Below are 23,135 nucleotides of genomic sequence, written 5' to 3'. Positions count from 1 at the left end.
GTTTCAACCGCATATAAACGGGCAAATATGAAGAGGTAAGGTGTATAAAATAGAAGGGATGTTTTATTTGTGGATACGCTATTTTGGATCATCATTATCCTGATGTTCATCATCGGTTTTGTCGGTTTGATTTTTCCCATCATCCCAAGCGTATTATTCATATTCGCAGGGATTTTGTTATATGGACTTTTTTATTCCTTTGAGCCTTTTGGTTGGTTTTTCTGGACGGTCCAAGTTTTGTTTGTCGTTCTTTTATTTTCTGCGGACTATATTGCGAATATGGTCGGCATCAAAAAATACGGAGGGACTAAGGCGGGTGTTTGGGGCAGTACAATCGGGCTCATTGTCGGTCCTTTTGTGATTCCATTTGTGGGAATATTGATTGGGCCCTTCATTGGAGCATTCCTGGCCGAGATCCTTTTCCATAAAAAAGATGTGGTTACGGCATCAAAAATCGGCCTTGGTTCCGTGGTAGGCTTCATAAGCAGCATTTTCACTAAAGGAATCATCCAACTTTTGATGATTGGGTACTTTTTATTCGTGATCTTCGCCTAAAGAACTATAAAATGAAAATAAATATAGGCATAAGATTTGAAACGGATAAGAAAATTTGGTAATCTAATGCTAACGAGCTTTAGGAATCTGAAGATGACTAGAGCCCCAAAAAACAGCTTACATAGGGAGGAATTTTATTATGGCTTTCGAACTTCCACAATTACCTTACGCATACGATGCGTTAGAACCACACATTGACAAAGAAACAATGAACATTCACCACACTAAACATCACAATACGTATGTGACAAACTTAAACAAGGCGCTAGAAGGAAACGAAGAGCTTCAAAGCAAAAGCGTTGAAGAAATCGTTGCTAACCTAGACGCAGTACCAGAAGCTGTACGTACAGCTGTACGCAATAACGGTGGCGGACATGCTAACCACTCATTATTCTGGGAAATCCTTTCACCAAACGGTGGCGGACAACCAACTGGTGAATTAGCAGACGCTATCACTTCTAAATTTGGAAGCTTTGACAGCTTTAAAGAGGAGTTCGCTAAAGCGGCAACTACTCGTTTCGGTTCTGGTTGGGCATGGCTTGCCGTTAACAACGGTGAATTAGAAGTTACTAGTACACCAAACCAAGACAACCCATTATCTGAAGGAAAGACTCCACTTCTTGGATTAGATGTTTGGGAACATGCTTATTACCTGAACTACCAAAACCGTCGTCCTGAATACATCAATTCTTTCTGGAATGTTGTTAACTGGGATGAAGTTGCAAAACGTTACAGCGCAGCTAAATAATTATACGCACTAATAATAAGGCGGAAATCCTTTCGGGGATTTCCGCCTTATTTGTTTTATGGGAACTAATCGTTTACAACTTACTTATTCCTCTTGGATAATCTAAAGGGATAGGCCTGATTGGGAACGCCGATTCATCAGTTTTCTTTCCCTTTCTCACATAAATGCCATTGTTTTTTCAAACACTAGAGTGGAATTTGAAGGGGAGTTAAAACAATGGGTATTTTAGTAAAATGGAAGGGAGAGGCGGGAGCGAAGAAGGATTTGCAGCTTCTCTTGCTGATTGGCGGATTATATAGCCTGAGTGTCGCTTTATCCAATACATTTGTTAATGTGTATCTGTGGAAACAATCCGGTCAAATTATTGATATTGCCGTTTACAATTTAAGTGTGGTTCTTTTCCAACCAATTACTTTTGTATTTGCCGGACGGTTAGCCAAAAAGGTCGACCGAATTATCGTTTTAAGGTTAGGCGTAAGTTTCATGGCTTTGTTTTATTTGACAGTCCTTTTGGTAGGAACGAGGGCCACGGATTTTCTTTTTCTATTGGGGGCCTTGCTAGGGATTGGCTATGGGTTTTATTGGCTAGCGTTTAATGTTTTGACTTTTGAAATTACTGAACCGGATACGAGAGACTTCTTCAACGGTGTTTTAGGGGCTCTACATTCCTTTGGGGGCATGATTGGTCCTATCCTTTCAGGGTTTATTATATCAAGGCTCGAAAAGTTCACGGGGTATACAATCATTTTTGGTTTATCATTATTACTGTTTACCATTGCCGTTTTTCTGAGCTTTTCCTTGAATAGACGCCCTGCTCACGGAAAATACTTTTTTATGAGAGTATGGAAAGAAAGAAAAAATGATAAGAACTGGCGTATGATCACCCGTGCCCATTTTTTTCAGGGGCTTCGGGAAGGAACGTTCATGTTCATCATATCCATCACCATCTTTGTACAAACGGGAAGTGAACTGGCTATAGGGAGCTATGGACTATTGAATTCAGCGGTGTCCTTCATTGCTTATTTTTTTGTTTCGCGGTACATAAAACAACCCATGCGGAAGAAAGCAATCCTTATCGGAGGCATCTTTCTTTATATGGGAGTCTGGCTCATCGCTTTCGATGTGACATTCGGTAAGCTTCTCGTTTATGGGGCCATCGTTGCAGGAGCATATCCGCTGTTGCTTGTTCCATATATTTCTTTGACCTATGACATCATAGGAAGGGCTAAGGATGCAGCTAAAATGCGAATTGAATACGTGGTTGTCCGTGAACTGTTCGTTCATCTTGGAAGGATTGTTTCTGTAGTAGGTTTTATCTGGATGGTCATGAGCTTTGATTTAAAAGAGAGCTTGCCCTTCTATTTGTTAATCGTTGGTGCGGGACATTTGATCATTTATTGGTTTGTGAGGAATATCGATATCTATGATCGAGAATGAAAAAAGGCCTTGGAGGGCCTTTTTTTATTGTAAGATGGTGGTAAAAAAACGCGAATGAACGGCTTGAGCGTGCTTTTGGGCTAGATTTTCTTTATGTGTCTAATATTTCTAGAACATGAAGGTAGAAAAAAACAAAATTGTTCTATAGAATAGTATAGGACTATCATGACTATGGATAAAGGAAGTGTGGCTTGGTGTGGTAAATACAAAGAAAAAGAAAAAGACGCATGTACCTTTCAGATTGAATGTTCTTTTCTTTTTAGTATTTGTTTTGTTTTCTGGTCTGATTTTGCGTTTGGGTGTCGTACAGATCGTATACGGCGATGATTACCGACGCGAGATTGAAAGAACAGAAGAAGTAACCGTGAATAATTCGGTGCCTCGTGGCAAAATGTATGACCGGAATTTGAAATTGATGGTCGACAATCAGCCGCTGGATGCAATTACATATACAAGAAAGCAAGGTACGAAACAAATAGAAATGGTTGAAACGGCCGAGAAGCTAGCTAAGTTGATTGATAAAGAAGCCGATAAGGTCACGGATCGTGATAAAAAGGATTTTTGGATCCTGCGTAATCCAGAGCTTGCGGAGAAAAAGATTACGGATAAAGAAAGAAAAAAGGTAGAAGAGGGAGAGCTTGAAGAAGCTGATTTGTACAAGCTACAGCTCGAACGTATTACAGAAGAAGAAATGAAGCTTTCCAAAAAGGAAATGGAAGTCCTGGCGATTTATAGGGAGTTCGCCAGTGGTTATGCACTGACTCCACAAATCGTGAAAAACAAGAAAGTAACCAAGGAAGAGTTTGCAAGGGTGAGTGAAAATCTCGATTCGCTTCCAGGTGTGGATATTTCAACCGATTGGGACAGGTTCTATACCTATAATAAAACGCTTAAGTCTGTGCTAGGAAAGGTTTCTTCTTCAGAAGAAGGATTGCCTAGCGAAAGCCTTGATTATTATTTAGCACGTGATTACAGCCGGAATGACCGTGTGGGTAAAAGTTATATTGAGTTGCAATATGAAGATGTCCTCCAAGGCCAAAAGGCAAAAGTGAAGAATGTAACCGATAAATCAGGAAACGTTGTGGATTCAGAAGTCATTACTGAAGGACAGCGTGGGAAAGACCTGGTGTTGACGGTTGATATGGATTTACAGTTGGCAACAGAGGAAATCATTGAAAAGCATTTAATCAGCAAGAAAAAGATGGGGAACACAAAATTCTTGGATAGAGCGTTTGTCGTGATGATGGATCCGAAAACGGGAGAAGTTTTAACGATGGCAGGTAAAAAATATGACAAGGATGAAAAGACGGGAAAAAGGTCCATTAATGATTTCGCATTAGGAAACATCACGACTTCTTATACGATGGGTTCTGCTGTGAAGGGTGCGACTGTTTTGACTGGTTATCAACAAGGAGCCATTCAGCCCGGAACATTCTTCTATGATACAAAGTTGAAGATCAAAGGTACAAAGGAAAAAGGATCTTATAGCAATTTCGGGAACATAAACGATTTAACGGCTTTAAAAGTCTCTTCCAACGTTTATATGTTCAGGACCGCCATTAATATTGCAGGTGCACATTATGTGCCGAATGAGCCTTTAAACATTAAATCCAGTGCATTTTCAACGATGCGAAATTCGTTTGCCCAGTTTGGTTTAGGGGTTCGTACGGGAATCGATCTCCCGATGGAAATGAATGGTTTCAAGGGTTCCGAAACAACTCCGGGTAAATTACTGGATTTTGCTATCGGTCAGTATGATACATACACTCCTATGCAACTTGCGCAGTATGTGTCCACGATTGCCAATGGCGGGAACCGTATGGAACCCCACATTGTTAAGGAAATACGTGATCCGGTTGATGAAAATGATGAATTGGGTCCCATTTCCGAAGAAGTTTCACCAACTGTCCTGAATCGTCTTGATATGAAGGATGAATGGATTACCCGTGTACAAAAGGGCTTTGAAAAGGTAACGATGGAAGTAGGCGGAACCGCTTATTCTTACTTTGGAAATAAGTCTTATACAGTAGCGGCCAAAACAGGTACGGCGGAAGCATTCTATGATGGTCCGAGTAGATTGGATTATAGCGAGCCTCAAGCCACGATGAATATCACGCTTGTGGGTTATGCTCCAGCCGAAAACCCGGAAGTTGCATTTGCTGTTGTCGTTCCTTGGGCATATCAGGGACATTCAGGTCATTCCATGAGTAAAGAAATTGGTGCGGAAATCATGGATACTTATTTCAAGCTGAAAAAAGAGCGGACCGAGAAAAAAGATACGAATGCATCAACCGATTTGAAAGTTGAGAACGGTAAAGAGATTCAAAAAGAGCAAGCTGAAATAAGAGATAGTCAAGACGAATAAAGAAAAGATACACGCTTTTGGGATCAACCCAAAGCGTGTTTTTTTATGTTCAAATGGGGATGTTCAGGGTGCAACCACTTTTCTCTTAGCATCTTTACACTAGGTGAACAATCATTTACTGAATATTTACAATTCCTTTATACGAGGTTTACAGAGTAATCGTATGATTTGTATGTAGGACAAATTAATCATAAAAAATATTAGGGGGACTTACGCATGAGATATTTCAAGGGGATGGCGATGACTGTAGTAATGGGTGGAGTGATAGCCATTGCGGCTGGTTGTGGTGCGGATGATTCGACTAAAACAAGCGGTGCAAAAGGGGAAGGCTCTAGCTCATCTTCATTGGCAGGGGAAGTCATCATGGATGGTTCTTCTACTGTATTTCCCATAGTAGAGGCAGTTGCGGAAGAATATATGGCTGAACAACCGGATGTGAAAGTTTCTGTAGGATCTTCAGGAACGGGCGGGGGATTTAAAAAATTCATTGCCGGTGAAACGGATTTAACGAATGCGTCCCGACCTGTCAAAGAGGAAGAAAGTAAATTGATCGATGAAAAAGGTATTGAATATACAGAATTGAAATTAGCGTTTGATGGCATCTCGATAGTGGTCAACAAAGATAATGATTTTATTGAACACATGACAGTCGAGGAACTAAAAGAACTATGGGTTGATAATGGAACCGTGAAGAAATGGTCTGATATACGTCCGGAATGGCCAAAGGAAGAGATTAAGTTTTATTCCCCGGGTACAGACTCAGGCACATACGATTATTTCAATGAAGTCATACTCGAGGAAAAACCGATGGTGGAGAACGCGACACTTTCCGAAGATGATAATGTCTTGGTTCAAGGAGTAGAGGGGGATAAGAATGCCATAGGGTTCTTTGGATTCGCGTACTATGCAGAGAATAAGGATAAATTAAAGGTCATCTCCATCGATAATGGAAATGGGGCCGTTGAGCCAACCCATGAAACGATTAAAAGTGGGGACTATGCTCCTTTGTCTCGTCCCTTATTTACCTATGTAGCGAACAAATCAGTAGCAGAGAAGGAACAAGTAGCGGATTATACGGAATTCATGATTGAAAATGCGGGAGAACTATCTGAAGAAGTAGGGTACATCAGCCTTCCGGAAGAGGAGTATAAAAAGGATCTTGATAAATTGAAAGAACTAAAGGAATAGACGGTTTAATCATGTCACTCCTTTCCGTCTCCTCATCTGAATTCAGAGCGGGGAACGGATGGTCATTCAAATATTGCGTGTTTGAAATGGAGGATGCATTTTGGAACTGAAACAAGCAGAAGCCTATTCTGTACAGCGAATGATCCTGGAGAGAAAAAATAAAAAAAGGTTCAATCTGGAAAAGCTGATTCCGGTCATGCTGTTCCTAACAGCGGCCATATCGGTCTTCACGACCATTGGAATTGTCTTTACCCTTATTTTTGAGACGTTTATATTTTTTGAGAAGGTATCGATCGTTGAATTTTTTACAAATGGTAAGTGGTTACCTTTTGCCGCCACTCCTTCTTATGGAATTATGCCACTTGTTGTAGGTACACTGAAGATAGCGGTAATAGCCTCGCTAGTTGCGGTCCCCGTAGGACTTGCCACTGCCATTTTCTTGAGTGAATATGCATCGGAGAAAACGCGGAGAGTGATAAAGCCGATTCTAGAAGTGTTAGCGGGGATTCCCACTATCGTTTACGGATTCTTTGCCTTGACCTTCGTTACACCGGTTTTGCGTGATCTCTTCCCCTTCCTGGAAATGTTCAATGCGCTAAGCCCTGGGATCGTCGTAGGAATCATGATCATGCCGATGATAGCCTCTTTATCGGAAGATGCACTTATCTCGGTACCGAAATCGATCCGTGAGGGTGCATATGCTCTAGGTGCCACAAAGCTTGAAACGACGATAAAGGTGGTCCTGCCAGCTGCTGTATCCGGCATTGTGGCTTCCATCGTCCTGGCTATCTCGAGAGCAATAGGAGAGACGATGATCGTGAGTGTGGCAGGTGGTTCGACTCCTAGCGTGAGCATGGACGTCACCTCATCGATTCAAACGATGACAGCCTATATCGTGCAGGTCAGTAGTGGGGATGCTGGGTATGGAACAACGATATACTACAGCATCTATGCGGTCGGAATGACACTGTTCGCTTTTACGCTAATCATGAATCTGCTGGCGCAGTTCATCTCCCGCAGGTACAGGGAGGAATATTGACATGAAACTGATAAATAAAGGTCTTGTAGCAAAGAAAATGCCTGTCCGACTGGCGATTAACTCAATCTGTAAAGGGTTATTCTTCTTGGCAACCTTATTTGGGCTCCTGATCTTAGCCATCTTATTCTATCGGATATTTACTCAAGGGATTGGTCACTTGAATGGGGATTTCCTCCAGAACTTCGCTTCCCGAAAACCTGAAGAAGCTGGGGTAAAGGCTGCTCTCATTGGTTCATTATGGCTGATGGCCGTCGTTGCACCGGTTGCTCTTATGTTGGGGGTTGGGACGGCCATCTATTTGGAGGAATATGCGAAAAAGAATTGGATCACCACATTCATCAAAGTTAATATATCTAACCTGGCGGGAGTTCCCTCCATTGTATTCGGATTGCTTGGTTTGACGGTTTTCGTCAGGGCTTTGGCCTTGGATCGCTCCATTTTGGCAGCAGGACTAACGATGAGCCTACTCGTCCTGCCAGTCATCATTGTAGCGGCACAGGAAGCCATTAGGGCTGTACCTCGTGAATTAAGAGATGCTTCTTATGGAATGGGTGCCACCAAATGGCAGACCATCTGGAAAGTGGTCCTGCCAGCAGCGATACCAGGGATTTTAACAGGTGGGATCCTTGCTTTATCCCGGGCAATCGGAGAAACCGCTCCATTGGTGGTGGTCGGCATTCCATTATTCATTGCCTTTTTACCGCAATCAGTCATGGATACGTTTACGGTGCTCCCTATGCAAATCTATAACTGGACATCGCGTCCTCAGGAAGAATTTCAACAGGTGGCTGCAGCAGGAATCATCGTGTTGCTCATTCTGCTCATTTTCATGAATTCAATTGCTGTGGTAATCCGAAATAAATTTCAGAAAAGATACTGATGGGGGGAGAAGATAATATGAACATGACCTTAGCGAATCAAGAGGTTCCACTAATTAAAAATGAAAAAAAGCCTGTTTCTTCAAGGGCTCCCGTATATAAAACGGCAGGGCTCAATCTATGGTATGGGGAAAACCATGCATTGAAAAATATTGATCTTGATATGCATGAGAATGAGGTGACCGCAATCATCGGTCCGTCAGGATGTGGGAAATCCACCTTTATCAAAACGTTGAACCGGATGATCGAACTTGTTCCAGGCGTAAGGACGACAGGACAGATTAAATACCGGAACCGTAATATCCTGGATCAATCTTATAAAGTGGAGGATTTGAGAACGCAGGTGGGTATGGTTTTTCAAAAACCGAACCCTTTCCCTAAATCAATCTATGAGAATGTGATATATGGACCGAAACTTCATGGTATCAAGAATAAAAAGATTTTGGACGAAATAGTGGAAAAAAGTTTAAGAGGTGCTGCCATCTGGGATGAAGTAAAAGACCGTCTTCAAGAAAATGCATATGGACTCTCAGGTGGGCAACAACAGCGACTTTGTATCGCTCGGTGTCTCGCCATTGAACCTGATGTCATTTTAATGGATGAACCGACATCAGCGCTCGATCCGATTTCCACATTAAAAATTGAAGAATTGATCCAAGAGCTAAAAAAAGATTTTAGTATTATAATCGTTACCCATAATATGCAGCAAGCGGCCCGAATCTCTGATAAAACGGCTTTCTTTCTAAATGGAGAAGTCATCGAGTATGACGACACCGATACCATCTTCTCGAACCCGCATGATAAGAGGACCGAAGATTATATTACAGGTCGGTTTGGATGAGAGAAAAGGGGGCAGATGCATGATTGTACGCGAAAATTTCGAACTTCAGTTAAAAGAATTACAAGGGAAAATCGTTGAGTTGGCTGAATTGGCATCAGGCGCAATCACTAAATCATTTACGGCACTTGAGAACAGGAATTTTGAAGAAGCGCTTGGAGTCATCGAGGATGATACGAAAGCAGATTTATTGGAAGAGGAAATTAACGACTTCGCCATTCTCCTAATTGCTAAACAACAACCGGTTGCCATCGATTTACGGAGGATTATTGCTGCCATCAAAATTGCATCCGATATGGAGAGAATGGCAGACTTTGGCGTTAATATAGCCAAATCGGCCATACGAATCGGTGATCAGCCTTTCATTCTTCCGATAACTTCATTGAAAGAGATGTATGATATCACACTGAAGATGATTGAACTTTCCATTGATGCCTTTGAGAGGGAAGATATTACTCTAGCGCGAGAAATCATTGAAATGGACGATGAGGTCGATCGTTTCTATGGGGATATGATCCGAAGTCTCCTAAGATTGTCGGATGAAAAGAACCTACAACAGGTGACTCAACTTTCCTTCATTGCCCGCTATCTAGAACGAACGGCTGATCATACAACGAATATTGCCGAAAATATATACTTCCTTGTGAGGGGGCGTTATATCAGCCGCAGGGATTGAATATAGGCAGTTTTAAAAGAGAGACTTTGCCTGGCCGGCAGCCATTCAAAGTCTCTCTTTTATCATTATTGTGTCAGTGTCTTGGCCAATTGTCGATAGGTCATGTTATCCGTGACGACAAATTCGCCAATCTGAATGTTCTTGGAGAAGCCCTGATCTTCAACGTAAGACTCAAAACGTGCAGCGTCATCGATGATTTTTTCCTTTTCCAGTTTCGTTGCTATTTCTAGTGTAGTCATATTGGCTTTCACTTCTAAGGTATAGGAAACAACAGGATTATTCTTTTTGGGAACCTCTTTCTCTTGTTTCTTCTCCTCCTTGTCGATCCTTTTTTCTTCTTTTTCGGAATTTAGCCTTTCGTCTTTCTGCAAGGATACGAGATAGCCTTTTTCATTCAGCAATTTCTTAGCTTCTTCCACAGTCGGTCCAGTTTCTTCGTTGGGCTCCGTCATATAATAAAAACCAGCAAAGATTGTTGTGGAAACAATGAGGCCTGCTGAAAAGGCCTGAAGCGTCACTTTATTCATCTTTTTTTCCCCGCAATCCATATTCTTCAATGACTGAAAGGGTTTGTTCTTTCGTCAAAGAGGATTGTTTGGCGATCTGGTCCAGTGAAAGTCCTTGGTTATATAAAGAAAGAACCTGGCTCTTTAAGATTTTATGAATGGACTCCCTGTCATTTGAAGGAGTGGTTGCTTTGAGACGGTTTGCCTCAGAGTGGTCTGGCCCGTCCTGGATCACAAATTCCTCTTCAAGAATCTTCACCTTTTTCTTCAATTGGTAGATATCCTGCATATAGGTTATAGTCATTTGTTCTAGATCTTCTTCTAATTTAGCAACCTTGTCTTGTTTGAAAAAAGAAATAATAAGAAGGATGATTGCCAATGAGAATAATAGAATAATTAAGGTTTGCATGTTTTCACCTCAGGGAGAAAATTTTCGACATTTACATCTATTTTACACATATTTATTAAAAATTTGGTGATTTTCCTTTTATTATATTTTTAAAATAGCATTTCTTTTCCTAATCTGACGGATTTTCATTCGCTATTTGTCGAATTTGCACTCGGTTTATAAAAAGAAAATAAATATGGATAATAATCTTGATGTAAATCCCTTTATTTCTAAAGTAAATAAATTTCGACAAAATGTGTTTATTGTTCATTGGCGAATTCAATGCTAACATAAATGTAATAAAATAAACTGAAAAATCAAATAGTTTTATTTCTTAAACAAGGTAAAGCCTTTCTTAAAATTAGTGTGTAGGATCATGAGAGATTGAGTGTCACTGTCAGCGCCTATCGTTAAGTGTGATATAAATTCGAAAAGAGAAAGGGATGATTTTTATGAGTTCATTATCCGCATATATGCCACAGGATAACCGGGAAGTATTTCGAAAGGGGTTAAAGGCGGGGCTATGGATGGACGAGAGTTTTGATTGGTATCCTGAAGAGGATATGATGAGTCATCCCGGCGGGGAAATAAGGTCGCTTTTACAAACGTTTACCCAAGGAAAAATAACATTTTCAAAGTTCACGATAAGAAATACGTCCTTTGAGCCTAAATATCCAAAGATGTTCTTTCATTATGAAAACGCTTTCGAAAAGCAAGCGGTCGCTTTTTACAGTCCGGGTGAGCGGGCAATCCTACATGTTGCGACGCAGTCGATTGCCCTATTAGGAGGAGTTGTAAAGGGGAAAGGTATTTCACAATACTGTATTCAGGGGAAAGGGAGTCTCTATCAAGAAGGATGTTTTAAATCGTTGAAAGAAGGGATCCTTGCTTACTCACCACTTGCCAAAGGGGAGGTCACCAGTATGTTCACCCTGGAAACGGAAATCCTGCCAAAGGAATGTGTGGAAGTAGTGGCATGGGCCATACATGCTGAAACAAAAGAAGAAGCAAAACTCCTGAATCACAATCTTCTTCAAACCATGAAAAGCGGCGAGAACTAGGAAAAAAAAAGTTAAATTAATTTTTCCCGAAAAACATACTAGCATTTCACAATAAATAATGCTATTATAGAAAAGTCCTATGTGAAAAAGTCAATATGTTTGGAGGGAAATACACATGCGCGTAAATATTACATTAGCTTGCACTGAATGTGGAGACCGTAACTATATTTCTAAAAAAAATAAACGTAACAATCCAGACCGTCTTGAGCTTAAAAAATACTGCTCAAGAGAAAAACGCAGCACAACTCACCGCGAAACAAAGTAAGCAACAGGATTTTCCTGTTGTTTTTTTTTTGCTTTTTTCCCTTTTAGCCATTAATCCTAAAATTCGACAACTTTCTATTTCGGCTTTCGTAAATGAGTTCATTTTATGAGATACTGATAGTAGTAGACTTAAAGGAGTATAAAATGATGAGAGAGAATAAAAAGATAATCAGGCAACGCATTCGAACTCATTTAATGGAAATGAGCAATGAAGAGCATGAGGAGCTATCAAATAAGATTGCCGAAAATCTATTTTCACTTGACGAGTGGAAACAGGCCAAAACCATCGGCATTACCATTTCCATCTACCCTGAAATTTCAACGGTCAGGATCATTGAACAAGCATGGAGAGAAGGCAAGTCGATTGCCGTACCGAAGTGCTACCCAGAAGAGAAGGCAATGGATTTTAAGAAAATCACTTCTTTCAATCAGTTAGAGTCCGTTTATTATGGTCTTCTTGAACCAATGGAGGAAACGAAAAAAGCATCCGTCCGTGAATTGGATCTTTTGGTTGTCCCGGGTTTGGCATTTTCGAATGAAGGATATCGTCTAGGATTTGGCGGAGGTTATTATGATCGTTTCCTTTCTCATTACAGTGGAAAGACGTTAGCGCTTGCCTACGATGTTCAAATACTGGATGACTTGCCAATAGAGGTGCATGATATCGCCGTTGGTAAACTGATTACTCCCACGAAAGTTTTACGTACATATGCTCATTAGAGCAAGAAGAGGTTCCATTATTATTTTTCACTCATAAAAATCCTTTCCTGTATCACACTAATGGTAGGAGGGATTTTTATGTTACGAGTAATTGTACAAATATTTTTGATTGGTTTAGTGATTTATGCAGGTTTCAAAAATCGGTATCGTTTGATGAATGTAGCCCTATCGAATGGCATGATAAGAAAATATCTAGTGACCAAGTCTTTAAACATGCCGATATTGAGGGATAAAATGATGCAAAGTATGTTTTCACAAACCAAATGATGAGTGAGTAGAAGGAACCTAATGAGAGGGTTCCTTTTTTTATGGGAGGGACACTTCTTTTTTTTACTTTTTTGATCATTTCGTCTATAGTTTGAATTAGATAATATAAGGATTTCATCAGGAAATGATTTGGAAAGTGGGGAATGTTTTGGGGTATAAAGAGGAGTATTTATTTTGGGAGATTGTCCGGCTATTGTCAGTTCAATATGATTACCGCATGATCACTGTCACGGAAAATCATGAGGAAATATGGCTAGAAAGCGAAAAAAACACGGATTTCCCCGTGATAAGATTGATTCGTCATGATCTTGATTGGGCAAATTGGCTTAAAAGGGATATAGACCGGACCTTGAAAAACGGCGAACAAGTCAGGAAAAAGTTATATAAAAAACCAATGAGCATTTTAAGTATCTATGTGAGTAAATTTGCTCCTGTTGATGATTTTGAATTTAGCGCACAACCAGCTATGCTTCAAAAAACGAAAGTGAACACCTTTATATTTGCAAGCGAGTCTTTTCAGACTTCCAAACAAAATTTGGAGGCTACCCTGAAAACACCACTTTCGATTTCTGTACCGGAGGATGAAGAAATTGATGAAGGGCAAGTGCTCGAGTTAAAGAAGGTAGCCATCTCAGCTTCCGTCAAAAAGGCTAAGGCTGAACAAAAAGTATTCCAGCAGGCTAAACCATTCTTTACCTATATATTGATAGCGATACAGGTTGCTGTATTCATCTTGATGGGGTTTAGTGGAGGGAGCACCGATTCCAGGACTTTAATCGAGTTTGGAGCTAAATACTCGCCTTACATCCTTCAAGGGGAGTGGTGGAGGTTCTTTACTCCGATGGTTGTCCACATTGGTTTTATCCACTTACTCATGAATACATTTTCGTTGTACTTGATAGGGGCGGAAGTTGAAAGGATATATGGGAATGCTAGGTTTCTATTCATCTATATCTTTGCAGGTTTTGCAGGAACTCTAGGTAGCTTCATTATGACTCCAAACCTTTCAGCAGGAGCCAGCGGAGCTATTTTTGGTTGTTTTGGGGCCCTGTTGTATTTTGGAATGGTGTATCCAAAGTTATTTATGCGTACGATGGGTTCTACCGTCATTCTTCTCATCGTCATTAACCTGGTATATGGTTTTACTGTATCGGGAATCGATAATGCAGGACATATCGGTGGTTTGATCGGTGGTTTCCTAGCGGCCGGGGTGGTCCACCTACCGAAGACGCAAAAGGTGTTACGTCAGATGGCTTTTTTAGTTGGAACTGCCGTACTGACTTACTTTTTGCTGCAATTTGGCTATACTCATCAGAAAAATGATGATGAAACAATGGCCATGTTGGCACAGGATTACATTGAAGATGGTGAGGAAGCGAAAGCGGAGGAAATGTTAGCGGACTATGTGGAGGATAATTCTGATGCACCGATATCTCATTTCATCCTTGGGAACCTATCCTTTGATAATGAGGAATTCGAAGACGCTCGCCACTACTTTGAAAAAGCGATTGAACAAAACCCTAAGTTACATGAAGCACATTACAATCTCGCTTTGGCGTATGCCAAGCTCAACCTGATGGATGAAGCTAAAGAGCAGGCTCAAAAGGCCGTTGAGCTTGCTCCAAAGGAAAAATCATATAAGGAATTGCTAGAAGAATTGGAATAGGAAGTCTATAATTTTTGCCTTAGCAAATATGGGGTGCCGTCTTTACCGGAAAATAAGACGAGGACTTCCCTTTTATCTTTGGCTACTAACAATAGGGGGATGGTGCTGCCTTGTGGACTCAAGGTGGTACCGTCCTCTTTTTTTATGCTTATTACATAATTTTTATAAAGGCCTTCCCAAAGTTTACCGACAATTTCTTCCCGCTGGAATGAAGGAAAGCTTGAAAGCCACTGATTTTTTCTGGCCGGTAAATCGGTTAGAGAGATCACTTTATATTGATTTGGGTCAATATCAAAGTGTTCTTCGGCTTTTTGTAAACTATTTTGGGTAATATTCTTGGTTACGCTGTCCAGGACATGTTTCCACTCCTTCTGTTCCTCGGAAAGGGGATTATGGAAAGATTGAAAATCAGGTGTGGATATGGCATATAGTTTGTCTTTACTTAATTGTTGTGCGCTTGTGAAAATGGTATCAGAAGGGTGTAACTCGGCATAATGAAAGGTTATCGCATCATAACGCCCACTTTCTTTTTCCTTGAATTTGTCTGACTGTGAGAGCTCTTGTCGATTTTGTTTCCAGTTTTTTAACGTGCCTTCTAGTTTCCCATTCTTGTAAAGGAGTGAAACGTCCTGACGCAAATAGGCTGTCTGATCCAATGAGGAGTGAACTTTCCATGTAAGGGAATAGGCGTCCTTTCCTGTTTCTTTCACTACCAAATGAGTAGAAGCATGTTCAAATTGGAGGGAAGAGTCAATTGGGAAATAAATGATCGTTTCCTCTACCTGGTGTGTGTCCGAAAAATATAGGATAATAAAGATGGCAGCTACCATTAAAAAAACGGTATACTTCAATTGTAGTTTCATTTGTCGCCTCCGTTTTTGGCTGTATGCTATAAACAAGTTCATTTAAAAAGAAAAATGAATAAACGGAATGCTAGATGGAAATACCCACTGTTTCATCATATGAATGGTGCTGGACAAGAAGTACTGAAAAATAACATTAGAGGATTCACATGGCAAATTGATTATGCTGTATGGAGAAAATAGTAAAGAGGTTTAATATGAAAACATACTATGATTTACAACAATACTTGAAAAAGTTTGGGACATTCATTTATTTCGGTGATCGTGTGGCTGAGTTGGAAATGATGGAATCTGAAATCAGGGAAATCCATCAAATGCAAATGATGGACACGAAGGATTACCAGATGGCGATACTCTTGATTAGGCAGCAATTGGCTATTGAAAGAGAAAAAAATGATAAAAAAAGGTGATACGATGGAAAAGGTGCTGTTAGGGGTTGACTTGGGCGGAACCACAACCAAGCTTGCCTTAATCAATGTTTACGGAGAGATTATTCATAAGTGGGAAATTGCGACTGACATTTCCGAAAATGGAAAGAACATCACCATGAATATTGCAAAGGCGATTGATGCAAAGCTGGAGGAACTCAATGAACCGAAAAGTAAAATGCTGGGTATCGGAATGGGTGCCCCGGGCCCCGTCAACTTTACCAACGGATCCATTTATGAAGCGGTCAATCTCGGTTGGAAAGACTACCCATTGAAGGATTTATTGGAAGTGGAGACATCTCTTCCGGCCGTGATCGACAATGATGCTAATATGGCGGCATTGGGCGAGATGTGGAAAGGCGCTGGAGAAGGAGCTAAAGACCTTGTGTGTGTAACGCTTGGAACAGGGGTAGGCGGAGGGGTCATCCATAATGGCAAAATCGTACATGGTATAAGCGGAGCAGCTGGGGAAATTGGTCATATGACCGTCGTTACAGAAGGAGGGGCTCCCTGTAACTGTGGCAAGGTTGGCTGCTTGGAAACGGTTGCTTCGGCAACTGGAATTGTCCGACTTGCATCAGAAGCATTGGGAATGGCGGACGAACCCTCTCTGCTACAAGAAAGAATACAAGAGGGAAATCCGCTATCCTCCAAATTGCTTTTTCAATGCGCACTAGCAGGAGATTCTTTGTCTAAATCTGTGGTGGACCGTGTGGGCAATTATTTAGGACTGGCATTATCTCATGTTGGCAATGTCATGAATCCTGAAAAAATCGTTATCGGCGGAGGGGTTTCTAATGCTGGAGATATACTCCTGGAACCAGTCCGTAAGGCATTTGAACTTTATTCTTTTAAACGAGTTCGCAAATCGACAAAAATCCATCTAGCAACCCTTGGAAATGATGCCGGGGTCATAGGGGCTGCCTGGCTTATTAAAAATCGGTTAAATCCATCATGATCTTACTTGTAATGATTCAACCGATTATATAGGCATGGGTGGATGATAAATAGATGGAATATTGCAAAAGAAGTGACGGGAACTGAATGTAGGTATTGTTTGGCTCGGTCAATGTCCATGGAAAAGAAAGGGTCCTTTAAAAGGGGAGGTTCTTACATGTTTCCCTTTTTCATTTCATAAATATTAAGGAATGAAAGGGGACGATAGTGGATGATAATCATAAGTAGGAATGGTGACAGTTTGGACTATTACAGTAAACTGTTTCAAATCCCACAGGTATTGGTGGAGGAGGCTAACAGAGATATCCAAGGCATTCTGCAGGAAGGACTTTATGTGAACATACCGGGGTTTATTCTTCAGAAGGAGTCAAGGAACGATTTTGATCTGGTGAAAATCTCCAAACACTATCATTTGCCGCTGGATGCATTGATCCTGGTTAATCAGACAAACCAAGGACCTTTTTCAGTACCCGTTCGAATCATGGGCCCTCTGCTTAATCCGGTCAAGTTCTATGATTATCAGTCACTTCTGGATGATTTGGAGGCTTTAACCGTACATTATCCATTTATCAAGGTGGAGTCGATTGGAAAGAGTGTGTTAGGCAAAGAGCTGTTGGAAGTAAGAATCGGCCAAGGTGAAAAAGTCATCCATTTTAATGGTTCATTTCATGCAAATGAATGGATCACCTCGGCCATTTTAATGAAATGGCTTAATGATTTGCTTCTCGCCCTAAGCAACGATGATCGCATATGCGGCATAGCGTGTTTGCCTTTTTTTCAGGAAGTGACCATTTCGGTCGTTCCTATGGTCAACCCTGATGGCGTAGACCTTGTACTTAAGGGGGAGGAAGCGGCGGAGGGGTGCATAGATGTGCTCGAAATGAATAATGGCAACCCTGCTTTTTATGCCTGGAAGGCGAATATACGCGGGGTTGATTTGAATAATCAATACCCTGCCAAGTGGGAGATAGAAAAACAAAGAAAAGTACCACAGGCACCTGCACCGAGGGATTTTCCCGGTGAGGTGTGTTTGTCGGAGCCGGAAGCAATTGCCATGAAAGAATTGGCAGAGAAACGGAACTTTTGCAGAGTCTTGGCACTCCATACGCAAGGTAAAGAGTTTTACTGGGGGTATGAAGGATGGGAGCCTAAGCAAAGTGAGGAAATCGCTAAAGAGTTTGAAGCGAGAAGCGGGTACCGTGCCGTTCAATATGTTGACAGTCATGCAGGCTATAAAGATTGGTTCATTCAAGAATTCAGGAAAGAGGCCTATACAATAGAGTTGGGCAAGGGGATCAACCCGCTTCCTTTATCCCAGTTTCCTTCTATATATGGAGAATCTGTGCATATTTTAATGGCGGCATTATATATGTGACCATGATTTTTGTCGGAATATACTTCCAAATAAATATAAGGTGATTAATCGCCACATTTCTTCTTTTTTACTTTATAATGAAGAACATAAGAGGTTCATTTGTAATCTCTTACTCTTTCTAATGTCTTGCTCACACATATGCCAGGCGTTTAGTTTCAAAGGAAGGTGTGTGGAGATTAAAGTGTTTAATGCAGCCCTCACTCAATTGCTGCCTATCTGTAAGATGGTAAGTATCGTTTTGTTGTGTATCTCCACTACCCTTCTTCTCTCGGCTTGTGAGCCTTCCAATGACCTTAGTAAACCCGTAGCTGATACGGAAAAAGAAAAATCCCAACACAATCAGGAATCTTCATTGAGCACATTAGAAATCCCGGCTTCAGAAAAGGGAAAAATCGAAGCTATTTATGGTTGGCTCGATTCCAACACCATTTTGTTTTCCGAAAAGAAAGATGGTATGGATTCACTACAGCTGATGGAATGGAATTTGAAAACGAATACTTCAGCTGTTTTTTATCAGCCTTCTTCGGATTTTAGTGAAGTGTCAATCAGTCCAACAGGGGCACATGTGTTGATTTCTTCCTTCACATCAGCAGGTAAAACGGCGATTACGATCTTGGACCGAACGGGTAACCCACAATATTCTCTCGTGTTACCTGCCTACGAATTATCTTTTGAGTGGAATTCGTTCCAAGAGGATATGTTGTTTCTAACCAGTTTTTATGAAGATTGGACATACAGCAGTTATGTGATAAACCCAGAAGAGCAAACGGTTCATTCCCTTGATTTTCCACAGCCTTTCGCTCAATGGGATAGTGGAAATGGGTTGATGTTTCTTGATTGGGATAGGGAAGAACCCGCTTTGACGGCTCCTTTAGAAAGAAAAGCGTTGAATGATGGGACAGTGGAAAACTTAATGCTGGATGTCATTCATTTTAAAAAAGTGAAACACGCGCTTATGACTATTCAAGTGGAGACAGAAAAACAAGATCGAGGTACATACGCATTTTATGATGAGACAAACAAACCGATCCATTCTTTTTCCGTACCACTATTGAAAAGCTTTTCAGATTGGGTTATACCAGCCTACGACATGATTGAAAAGAATAAGGAACTTTTAACGTTCGTTCCTGTAGAATCAAAAGACGCTGACCAATATGAAAGTAAGTTTACTTTAACTAAATTGAATTGGGAAACGGGTACACAAGAAGAATTGATGAAGGACATGGAAAATGAACCATTGAGCTGTTCGCTTGATGGCAGTCTATGCTTATATGGGAATCAATTTGAAAAAATCATTGATATAAAAACCCATCAAATAAAAAAATTATTCTAAGAAATATAATGACTAAATCAAAAGCTCGCCACATGGCGAGCTTTTTCTTTTAATGTGCAACTGGAAAACCGCTGTTGATGATAGTCATGACAGTAAACCAGCCAAATACGGCGGCACTGCCTGCTGCGAAAATGAATCCCAAGAAGTTTCTTTTTTTAATTGTGGTAACTACCGCTGCTAAACCAAGTATCGCCACAAGTCCGAAAATGACCATTAATACCATATCAAAACCCCCTTTTCCCTAATTGAAAACCCAATCCCTAATAATATACCCAGAGATTTAAGTAACTACCAAAAATATGTAGAAAAGATTGCATTTGTTAATATTTTAATATTTTTTCAATTATTTGTCGAGGCCTAAAAGATGACACTTCTATGTCATGGGTAAACTGTATCAACAAAAGAGCCAAATTGGTGTAAGATAAGGGTAATGAAAATATGGGAGTTGTTGAAGATGAAATGGACTCAAATACCTCTAGGACCGTTGCAAACGAATTGTTATATCGTTTCCGACGGACAGAATTGCTTAATTATTGACCCGGGCGAGGAGCCGCAGAAAATAATTCAGTACATACAAACTAAAAAGTTTAAACCGCTGGCCATTTTATTAACCCACGCGCATTTTGATCATATCGGAGCACTGGATGCCATCCGCGATCATTATGAAATTCCTGCGTATATCCATGAAAGGGAGGCCAAATGGCTGCTTGACCCTGCCCTGAATGGTTCACAGAACTGGTTCCCCGATAATCCGATGCGCATGAAGCCGGCTGACCATATCCTTGCCAACGAACAGGAGCTTACTATTGGCGGATTCACTTTTGAAGTGCTTGAAACACCGGGGCACTCGCCGGGCAGCGTCTCCTATTATGCAAAGGAAGAGCGGCTTCTCTTTTCCGGGGACGTCTTGTTTCAGGGAAGTGTAGGAAGAACGGACTTGATAGGTGGCAGTGAATCAGTGCTTTTAAAAAGTATTGATACGAAATTATTGCCCCTTTCTGATGATACAATTGTCTTTCCAGGGCACGGTCCCATTACGACCATTTTAGATGAAAAGAATACGAATCCCTTTCTGAAATAAGAGATGCTACAGGTGCCGGATCAGGTACCTGTTTTTCTTTGAATTATAATTGATTGAATATTTTGACTCGTGTAATTATACTGAAGGTACTCGAAAAAAGGAGGTGGGAATTTGGAAAAGTTCCTGTATGAACTGATAGGAAATAGTCCACATAAAAAAATATCCTATCAGGACTATATGGAAGCTGTTCTTTATTCACCTACTTTAGGCTATTATATGCGTGAAAAAGAGAAGATTGGTATGAACGGTGACTTTTATACATCTGGTAATGTTGGCGATGCATTTGGTAGGACCCTTGCTAGGTGGTTTGTCTTCTTAATGAAGGAAAGGGGGTTGCCGCCTTGTGTCGTTGAAATGGGGGCTGGAAATGGAAAGCTGGCCCATGACATTCTCAAGTATATAAGAGAAGAAGAACCAATGCTGTGGGAGGATTTTACATATATCCTAGTGGATAGCAGTCCTTATCATAGGAAACTGCAACAAATGCGGATACGTCCATGCGAACAGGTCGTTATTGCCACTGATCTCGAAGACTTCCCAATAGTGAAGGGAATCTTGTTTTCTAATGAACTTTTTGATGCATTGCCGGTCCATGTTATCGAAAAGAAAAATGGAGAGCTTGTAGAAATATTCATCACGGTGAAAGAAGATAAATTAGTGGAAATAAAGGAATCCCTTGAAAATCAGGAAATCCACTCCTACCTGGAGGAGCATAATATTGCATTGAAAGAAAATCAGCGTTATGAGGTACCTATAAAGATGGTAGAGGAATTTGAGAGAATCGTTAATCGCCTCCATGCGGGTATCCTCCTTACCTTTGATTATGGCTATACGGAACTGGAATGGGGCGAACCAGCTCATCAGCAAGGTAGCTTAAGAGGTTTTTATCAACATAACATGGTCAATGACATACTCCAACGACCAGGGGAAGCGGATCTGACTACGCATATCCATTTTGATACCCTAATCAAACTTGGGACTAACCGGGGTCTATCCTTGAGAGATCTCCTGGTGCAACGGGACTTTTTACTGAAAGGGGGAATTCTTGAAGGGCTGAGGGATCACGAAGGAACAAACCCATTCTCCGAACATGCTAAGCGTAACCGTGCGATACGAAGCTTAATCATGCCTGGAGGCCAAAGTGAATACTTTAGGGTTTTAGTACAAACAAAGAATATAGACGAAAAGGTGAAATTGTTTCGTGAATGAGACATGATAAAACCCATGGACCAAGAGTCCATGGGTTATGTATTTTGCTCTTAATGTGCAGCGCCTGGGGTCATCATAAATACGCTCCAGTAGGAAAATCCTGCAAAGAAAACGGTAAGATAGGCACCGAAAACGTAAATATACATGCGTTCAGACAACTTCAGGTAACTCAATAGTACAAAAAATCCGGTTTGTGCGAAGAAAAGTAAAGATGTTTGGTACATATCGCCAAGATAAAAGAAAATTGCCATAACCCCTGTCCAAAATCCACAAACTCTAAACATGCGTTCCATCTGAATACCTCCCTGTGTCTAGTCGTGTTCATACTAAATAATTATAAATGAAATTGTAAGGTAATGTAAAGGATGCCTTTTGTTTCTAGGCGAGGATGGATGCCTTATAAGAACATGTTACGCAATTTTCCATCATATTATCCAATTCCACGATGTGGATATTGGTAAACAACGACTCAAACATTCCTTTTAAGAAGGAGTTGTGCATGGTGCAGATAGTGCTAGGGTCAACTTTGGCAACTTCTTTAAAGGGACAGTTATAAATTCTGAAGTGAATTTTATTTTCCGCCTCATCTGCCTGTATTTCAGGAGAGAACCCTGCAATTGATGCTGCATTTTTAAGCATGTTGACTTTTTCATCAAAGGTCAAGTCATCGATGGAGGTTGATTTAAGTTTGATTTGTTGGTGGATCAACTCTTCTCCAAATGTTTTTCCAGTTTCATAGAGCGCCTGTATGCCTGCTTCGCCGAGTGTCATCATAGTCTGGATGGCAATTTTTGAAAGTAACTGATAATCCCTGAAAGGAAAATGAAGTTGAATGACTTTATCCGATAAGTGGTAAATCCTGCTCGGACGGCCACCTTTTCCAGTTTTCCGTGCCTCTGAAGTAAGCATATCAACATCTTCAAGTTTTGATAAATGAAGACGGGCAACATTTGGATGGATTTCAAAGGAGTCTGCAATTTGCTGGACGGAGACTCCTTGATGATTATTCACGATATATTGATAGATATAATATCGGGTTGGATCGGCTAATACGTTGGTAATTCTTAACGTTTGTTCCATTGTGCCCTCCTAAAATTCCAAGTTTAACTAATTATATTATAATACAGGCAAAAAAAATTGGAATGAAAGAAAGAACAAATTTCCCTTATTTAAGAAAAAGTTCACATTTCAATTGGATTTATAGTGCAAATGTATATACAAACATTATACAAATGTTGTACAATTCCATTATGGAAATCAAAAACAATAATTTGTGAACGGAGAGTGATGAAG

General features: G+C 40.6%; 26 protein-coding genes. 20 read left to right on the top strand and 6 right to left on the bottom strand.

Annotated elements, in window-relative coordinates; all coding sequences use genetic code 11:
- Positions 1 to 69: 69 nt before the first annotated feature.
- From ACQKIC_RS06350 to phoU, 9 genes are all read left to right on the top strand, one after another.
- Positions 70 to 555, top strand: a complete 486-nt coding sequence (locus ACQKIC_RS06350) for a DUF456 domain-containing protein (RefSeq protein WP_402869528.1) — start codon at positions 70 to 72, stop codon at positions 553 to 555.
- A 139-nt stretch (positions 556 to 694) separates the two neighbouring features.
- Positions 695 to 1,303, top strand: coding sequence for a superoxide dismutase SodA (gene sodA, locus ACQKIC_RS06345; protein WP_402869526.1), 609 nt, complete (start codon positions 695 to 697; stop codon positions 1,301 to 1,303).
- A gap of 216 nt (positions 1,304 to 1,519) precedes the next feature.
- Positions 1,520 to 2,740 (top strand): MFS transporter, encoded by a 1,221-nt coding sequence (locus ACQKIC_RS06340; protein WP_427590514.1) that lies wholly within the window; start codon positions 1,520 to 1,522, stop codon positions 2,738 to 2,740.
- Between the two features lie 196 nt (positions 2,741 to 2,936).
- Entirely contained in the window at positions 2,937 to 5,105 is a 2,169-nt protein-coding gene (locus tag ACQKIC_RS06335) for a peptidoglycan D,D-transpeptidase FtsI family protein (protein WP_402869523.1), read from the top strand.
- Between the two features lie 216 nt (positions 5,106 to 5,321).
- A complete protein-coding gene (locus ACQKIC_RS06330; protein WP_402956519.1) occupies positions 5,322 to 6,293 on the top strand; it encodes a PstS family phosphate ABC transporter substrate-binding protein in 972 nt (323 codons plus the stop codon).
- A gap of 139 nt (positions 6,294 to 6,432) precedes the next feature.
- Entirely contained in the window at positions 6,433 to 7,332 is a 900-nt protein-coding gene (gene pstC, locus ACQKIC_RS06325; protein WP_402869889.1) for a phosphate ABC transporter permease subunit PstC, read from the top strand.
- A gap of 1 nt (position 7,333) precedes the next feature.
- Positions 7,334 to 8,212, top strand: coding sequence for a phosphate ABC transporter permease PstA (pstA, locus tag ACQKIC_RS06320; protein WP_403121943.1), 879 nt, complete (start codon positions 7,334 to 7,336; stop codon positions 8,210 to 8,212).
- Complete coding sequence (gene pstB / locus ACQKIC_RS06315; protein WP_402869518.1) at positions 8,212 to 9,051, top strand: phosphate ABC transporter ATP-binding protein PstB; 840 nt, start codon at positions 8,212 to 8,214, stop codon at positions 9,049 to 9,051. The genes pstA and pstB overlap by 1 nt, the downstream gene beginning before the upstream one ends.
- Positions 9,052 to 9,070: 19 nt before the next feature.
- Positions 9,071 to 9,724, top strand: coding sequence for a phosphate signaling complex protein PhoU (gene phoU / locus ACQKIC_RS06310; RefSeq protein WP_402986259.1), 654 nt, complete (start codon positions 9,071 to 9,073; stop codon positions 9,722 to 9,724).
- Between the two features lie 65 nt (positions 9,725 to 9,789).
- Here the strand turns inward: phoU and ACQKIC_RS06305 are convergent, their stop codons facing one another.
- Positions 9,790 to 10,251 (bottom strand): hypothetical protein, encoded by a 462-nt coding sequence (locus ACQKIC_RS06305; RefSeq protein ID WP_402869515.1) that lies wholly within the window; start codon positions 10,249 to 10,251, stop codon positions 9,790 to 9,792.
- Complete coding sequence (locus tag ACQKIC_RS06300; RefSeq protein WP_427590512.1) at positions 10,244 to 10,639, bottom strand: hypothetical protein; 396 nt, start codon at positions 10,637 to 10,639, stop codon at positions 10,244 to 10,246. The genes ACQKIC_RS06305 and ACQKIC_RS06300 overlap by 8 nt, the downstream gene beginning before the upstream one ends.
- Positions 10,640 to 11,070: 431 nt before the next feature.
- Here ACQKIC_RS06300 and ACQKIC_RS06295 point away from each other — a divergent pair, with 431 nt between their 5' ends.
- The 5 genes from ACQKIC_RS06295 to ACQKIC_RS06275 all read left to right on the top strand — a co-directional run bounded on the left by ACQKIC_RS06295 (position 11,071) and on the right by ACQKIC_RS06275 (position 14,596).
- Entirely contained in the window at positions 11,071 to 11,679 is a 609-nt protein-coding gene (locus tag ACQKIC_RS06295) for a hypothetical protein (protein WP_427590511.1), read from the top strand.
- 115 nt (positions 11,680 to 11,794) lie between these two features.
- Positions 11,795 to 11,944, top strand: a complete 150-nt coding sequence (gene rpmG, locus ACQKIC_RS06290; protein WP_028391797.1) for a 50S ribosomal protein L33 — start codon at positions 11,795 to 11,797, stop codon at positions 11,942 to 11,944.
- A gap of 146 nt (positions 11,945 to 12,090) precedes the next feature.
- Positions 12,091 to 12,663 carry a 5-formyltetrahydrofolate cyclo-ligase gene (locus ACQKIC_RS06285; protein ID WP_427590510.1) on the top strand — a complete coding sequence of 191 codons (573 nt, stop codon included), beginning with the start codon at positions 12,091 to 12,093 and terminating at the stop codon, positions 12,661 to 12,663.
- Positions 12,664 to 12,741: 78 nt separating this feature from the next.
- Positions 12,742 to 12,930, top strand: a complete 189-nt coding sequence (locus ACQKIC_RS06280; protein ID WP_427590509.1) for a hypothetical protein — start codon at positions 12,742 to 12,744, stop codon at positions 12,928 to 12,930.
- Between the two features lie 124 nt (positions 12,931 to 13,054).
- On the top strand, positions 13,055 to 14,596 hold the full coding sequence (locus tag ACQKIC_RS06275) for a rhomboid family intramembrane serine protease (RefSeq protein ID WP_402869505.1): 1,542 nt from the start codon (positions 13,055 to 13,057) through the stop codon (positions 14,594 to 14,596).
- Positions 14,597 to 14,601: 5 nt separating this feature from the next.
- Here the strand turns inward: ACQKIC_RS06275 and ACQKIC_RS06270 are convergent, their stop codons facing one another.
- A complete protein-coding gene (locus ACQKIC_RS06270; protein ID WP_427590508.1) occupies positions 14,602 to 15,459 on the bottom strand; it encodes a hypothetical protein in 858 nt (285 codons plus the stop codon).
- A 197-nt stretch (positions 15,460 to 15,656) separates the two neighbouring features.
- Here ACQKIC_RS06270 and ACQKIC_RS06265 point away from each other — a divergent pair, with 197 nt between their 5' ends.
- The 4 genes from ACQKIC_RS06265 to ACQKIC_RS06250 all read left to right on the top strand — a co-directional run bounded on the left by ACQKIC_RS06265 (position 15,657) and on the right by ACQKIC_RS06250 (position 19,552).
- Entirely contained in the window at positions 15,657 to 15,869 is a 213-nt protein-coding gene (locus ACQKIC_RS06265; protein ID WP_402869501.1) for a YqgQ family protein, read from the top strand.
- A 4-nt stretch (positions 15,870 to 15,873) separates the two neighbouring features.
- Positions 15,874 to 16,845, top strand: coding sequence for an ROK family glucokinase (locus tag ACQKIC_RS06260; RefSeq protein ID WP_402987334.1), 972 nt, complete (start codon positions 15,874 to 15,876; stop codon positions 16,843 to 16,845).
- A 210-nt stretch (positions 16,846 to 17,055) separates the two neighbouring features.
- Complete coding sequence (locus ACQKIC_RS06255) at positions 17,056 to 18,219, top strand: M14 family metallopeptidase (protein WP_427590507.1); 1,164 nt, start codon at positions 17,056 to 17,058, stop codon at positions 18,217 to 18,219.
- A 169-nt stretch (positions 18,220 to 18,388) separates the two neighbouring features.
- A complete protein-coding gene (locus ACQKIC_RS06250) occupies positions 18,389 to 19,552 on the top strand; it encodes a hypothetical protein (protein ID WP_427590506.1) in 1,164 nt (387 codons plus the stop codon).
- A 49-nt stretch (positions 19,553 to 19,601) separates the two neighbouring features.
- On the opposite strand, the gene ACQKIC_RS06245 is transcribed toward ACQKIC_RS06250, so the two are convergent.
- Complete coding sequence (locus tag ACQKIC_RS06245) at positions 19,602 to 19,775, bottom strand: DUF2759 domain-containing protein (protein ID WP_402869495.1); 174 nt, start codon at positions 19,773 to 19,775, stop codon at positions 19,602 to 19,604.
- 231 nt (positions 19,776 to 20,006) lie between these two features.
- On the opposite strand from ACQKIC_RS06245, the gene ACQKIC_RS06240 reads away from it, so the two are divergent.
- Together ACQKIC_RS06240 and ACQKIC_RS06235 are read left to right on the top strand one after the other, a co-directional pair.
- Positions 20,007 to 20,633 (top strand): MBL fold metallo-hydrolase, encoded by a 627-nt coding sequence (locus ACQKIC_RS06240; RefSeq protein WP_402986246.1) that lies wholly within the window; start codon positions 20,007 to 20,009, stop codon positions 20,631 to 20,633.
- A 111-nt stretch (positions 20,634 to 20,744) separates the two neighbouring features.
- Entirely contained in the window at positions 20,745 to 21,842 is a 1,098-nt protein-coding gene (locus tag ACQKIC_RS06235; protein ID WP_427590504.1) for a class I SAM-dependent methyltransferase, read from the top strand.
- Positions 21,843 to 21,892: 50 nt separating this feature from the next.
- Here ACQKIC_RS06235 and ACQKIC_RS06230 read toward each other — a convergent pair whose 3' ends face one another.
- Entirely contained in the window at positions 21,893 to 22,135 is a 243-nt protein-coding gene (locus tag ACQKIC_RS06230; RefSeq protein WP_402869489.1) for a DUF2626 domain-containing protein, read from the bottom strand.
- Positions 22,136 to 22,220: 85 nt separating this feature from the next.
- On the bottom strand, positions 22,221 to 22,922 hold the full coding sequence (locus tag ACQKIC_RS06225) for a helix-turn-helix transcriptional regulator (protein ID WP_427590502.1): 702 nt from the start codon (positions 22,920 to 22,922) through the stop codon (positions 22,221 to 22,223).
- Between the last annotated feature and the right edge of the window lie 213 nt (positions 22,923 to 23,135).

It is taken from the genome of Peribacillus sp. NPDC046944 (assembly GCF_050272735.1).
In the GTDB taxonomy this organism is placed as follows: domain Bacteria; phylum Bacillota; class Bacilli; order Bacillales; family DSM-1321; genus Peribacillus.
This window is presented reverse-complemented; position numbering and strand designations above follow the sequence as displayed.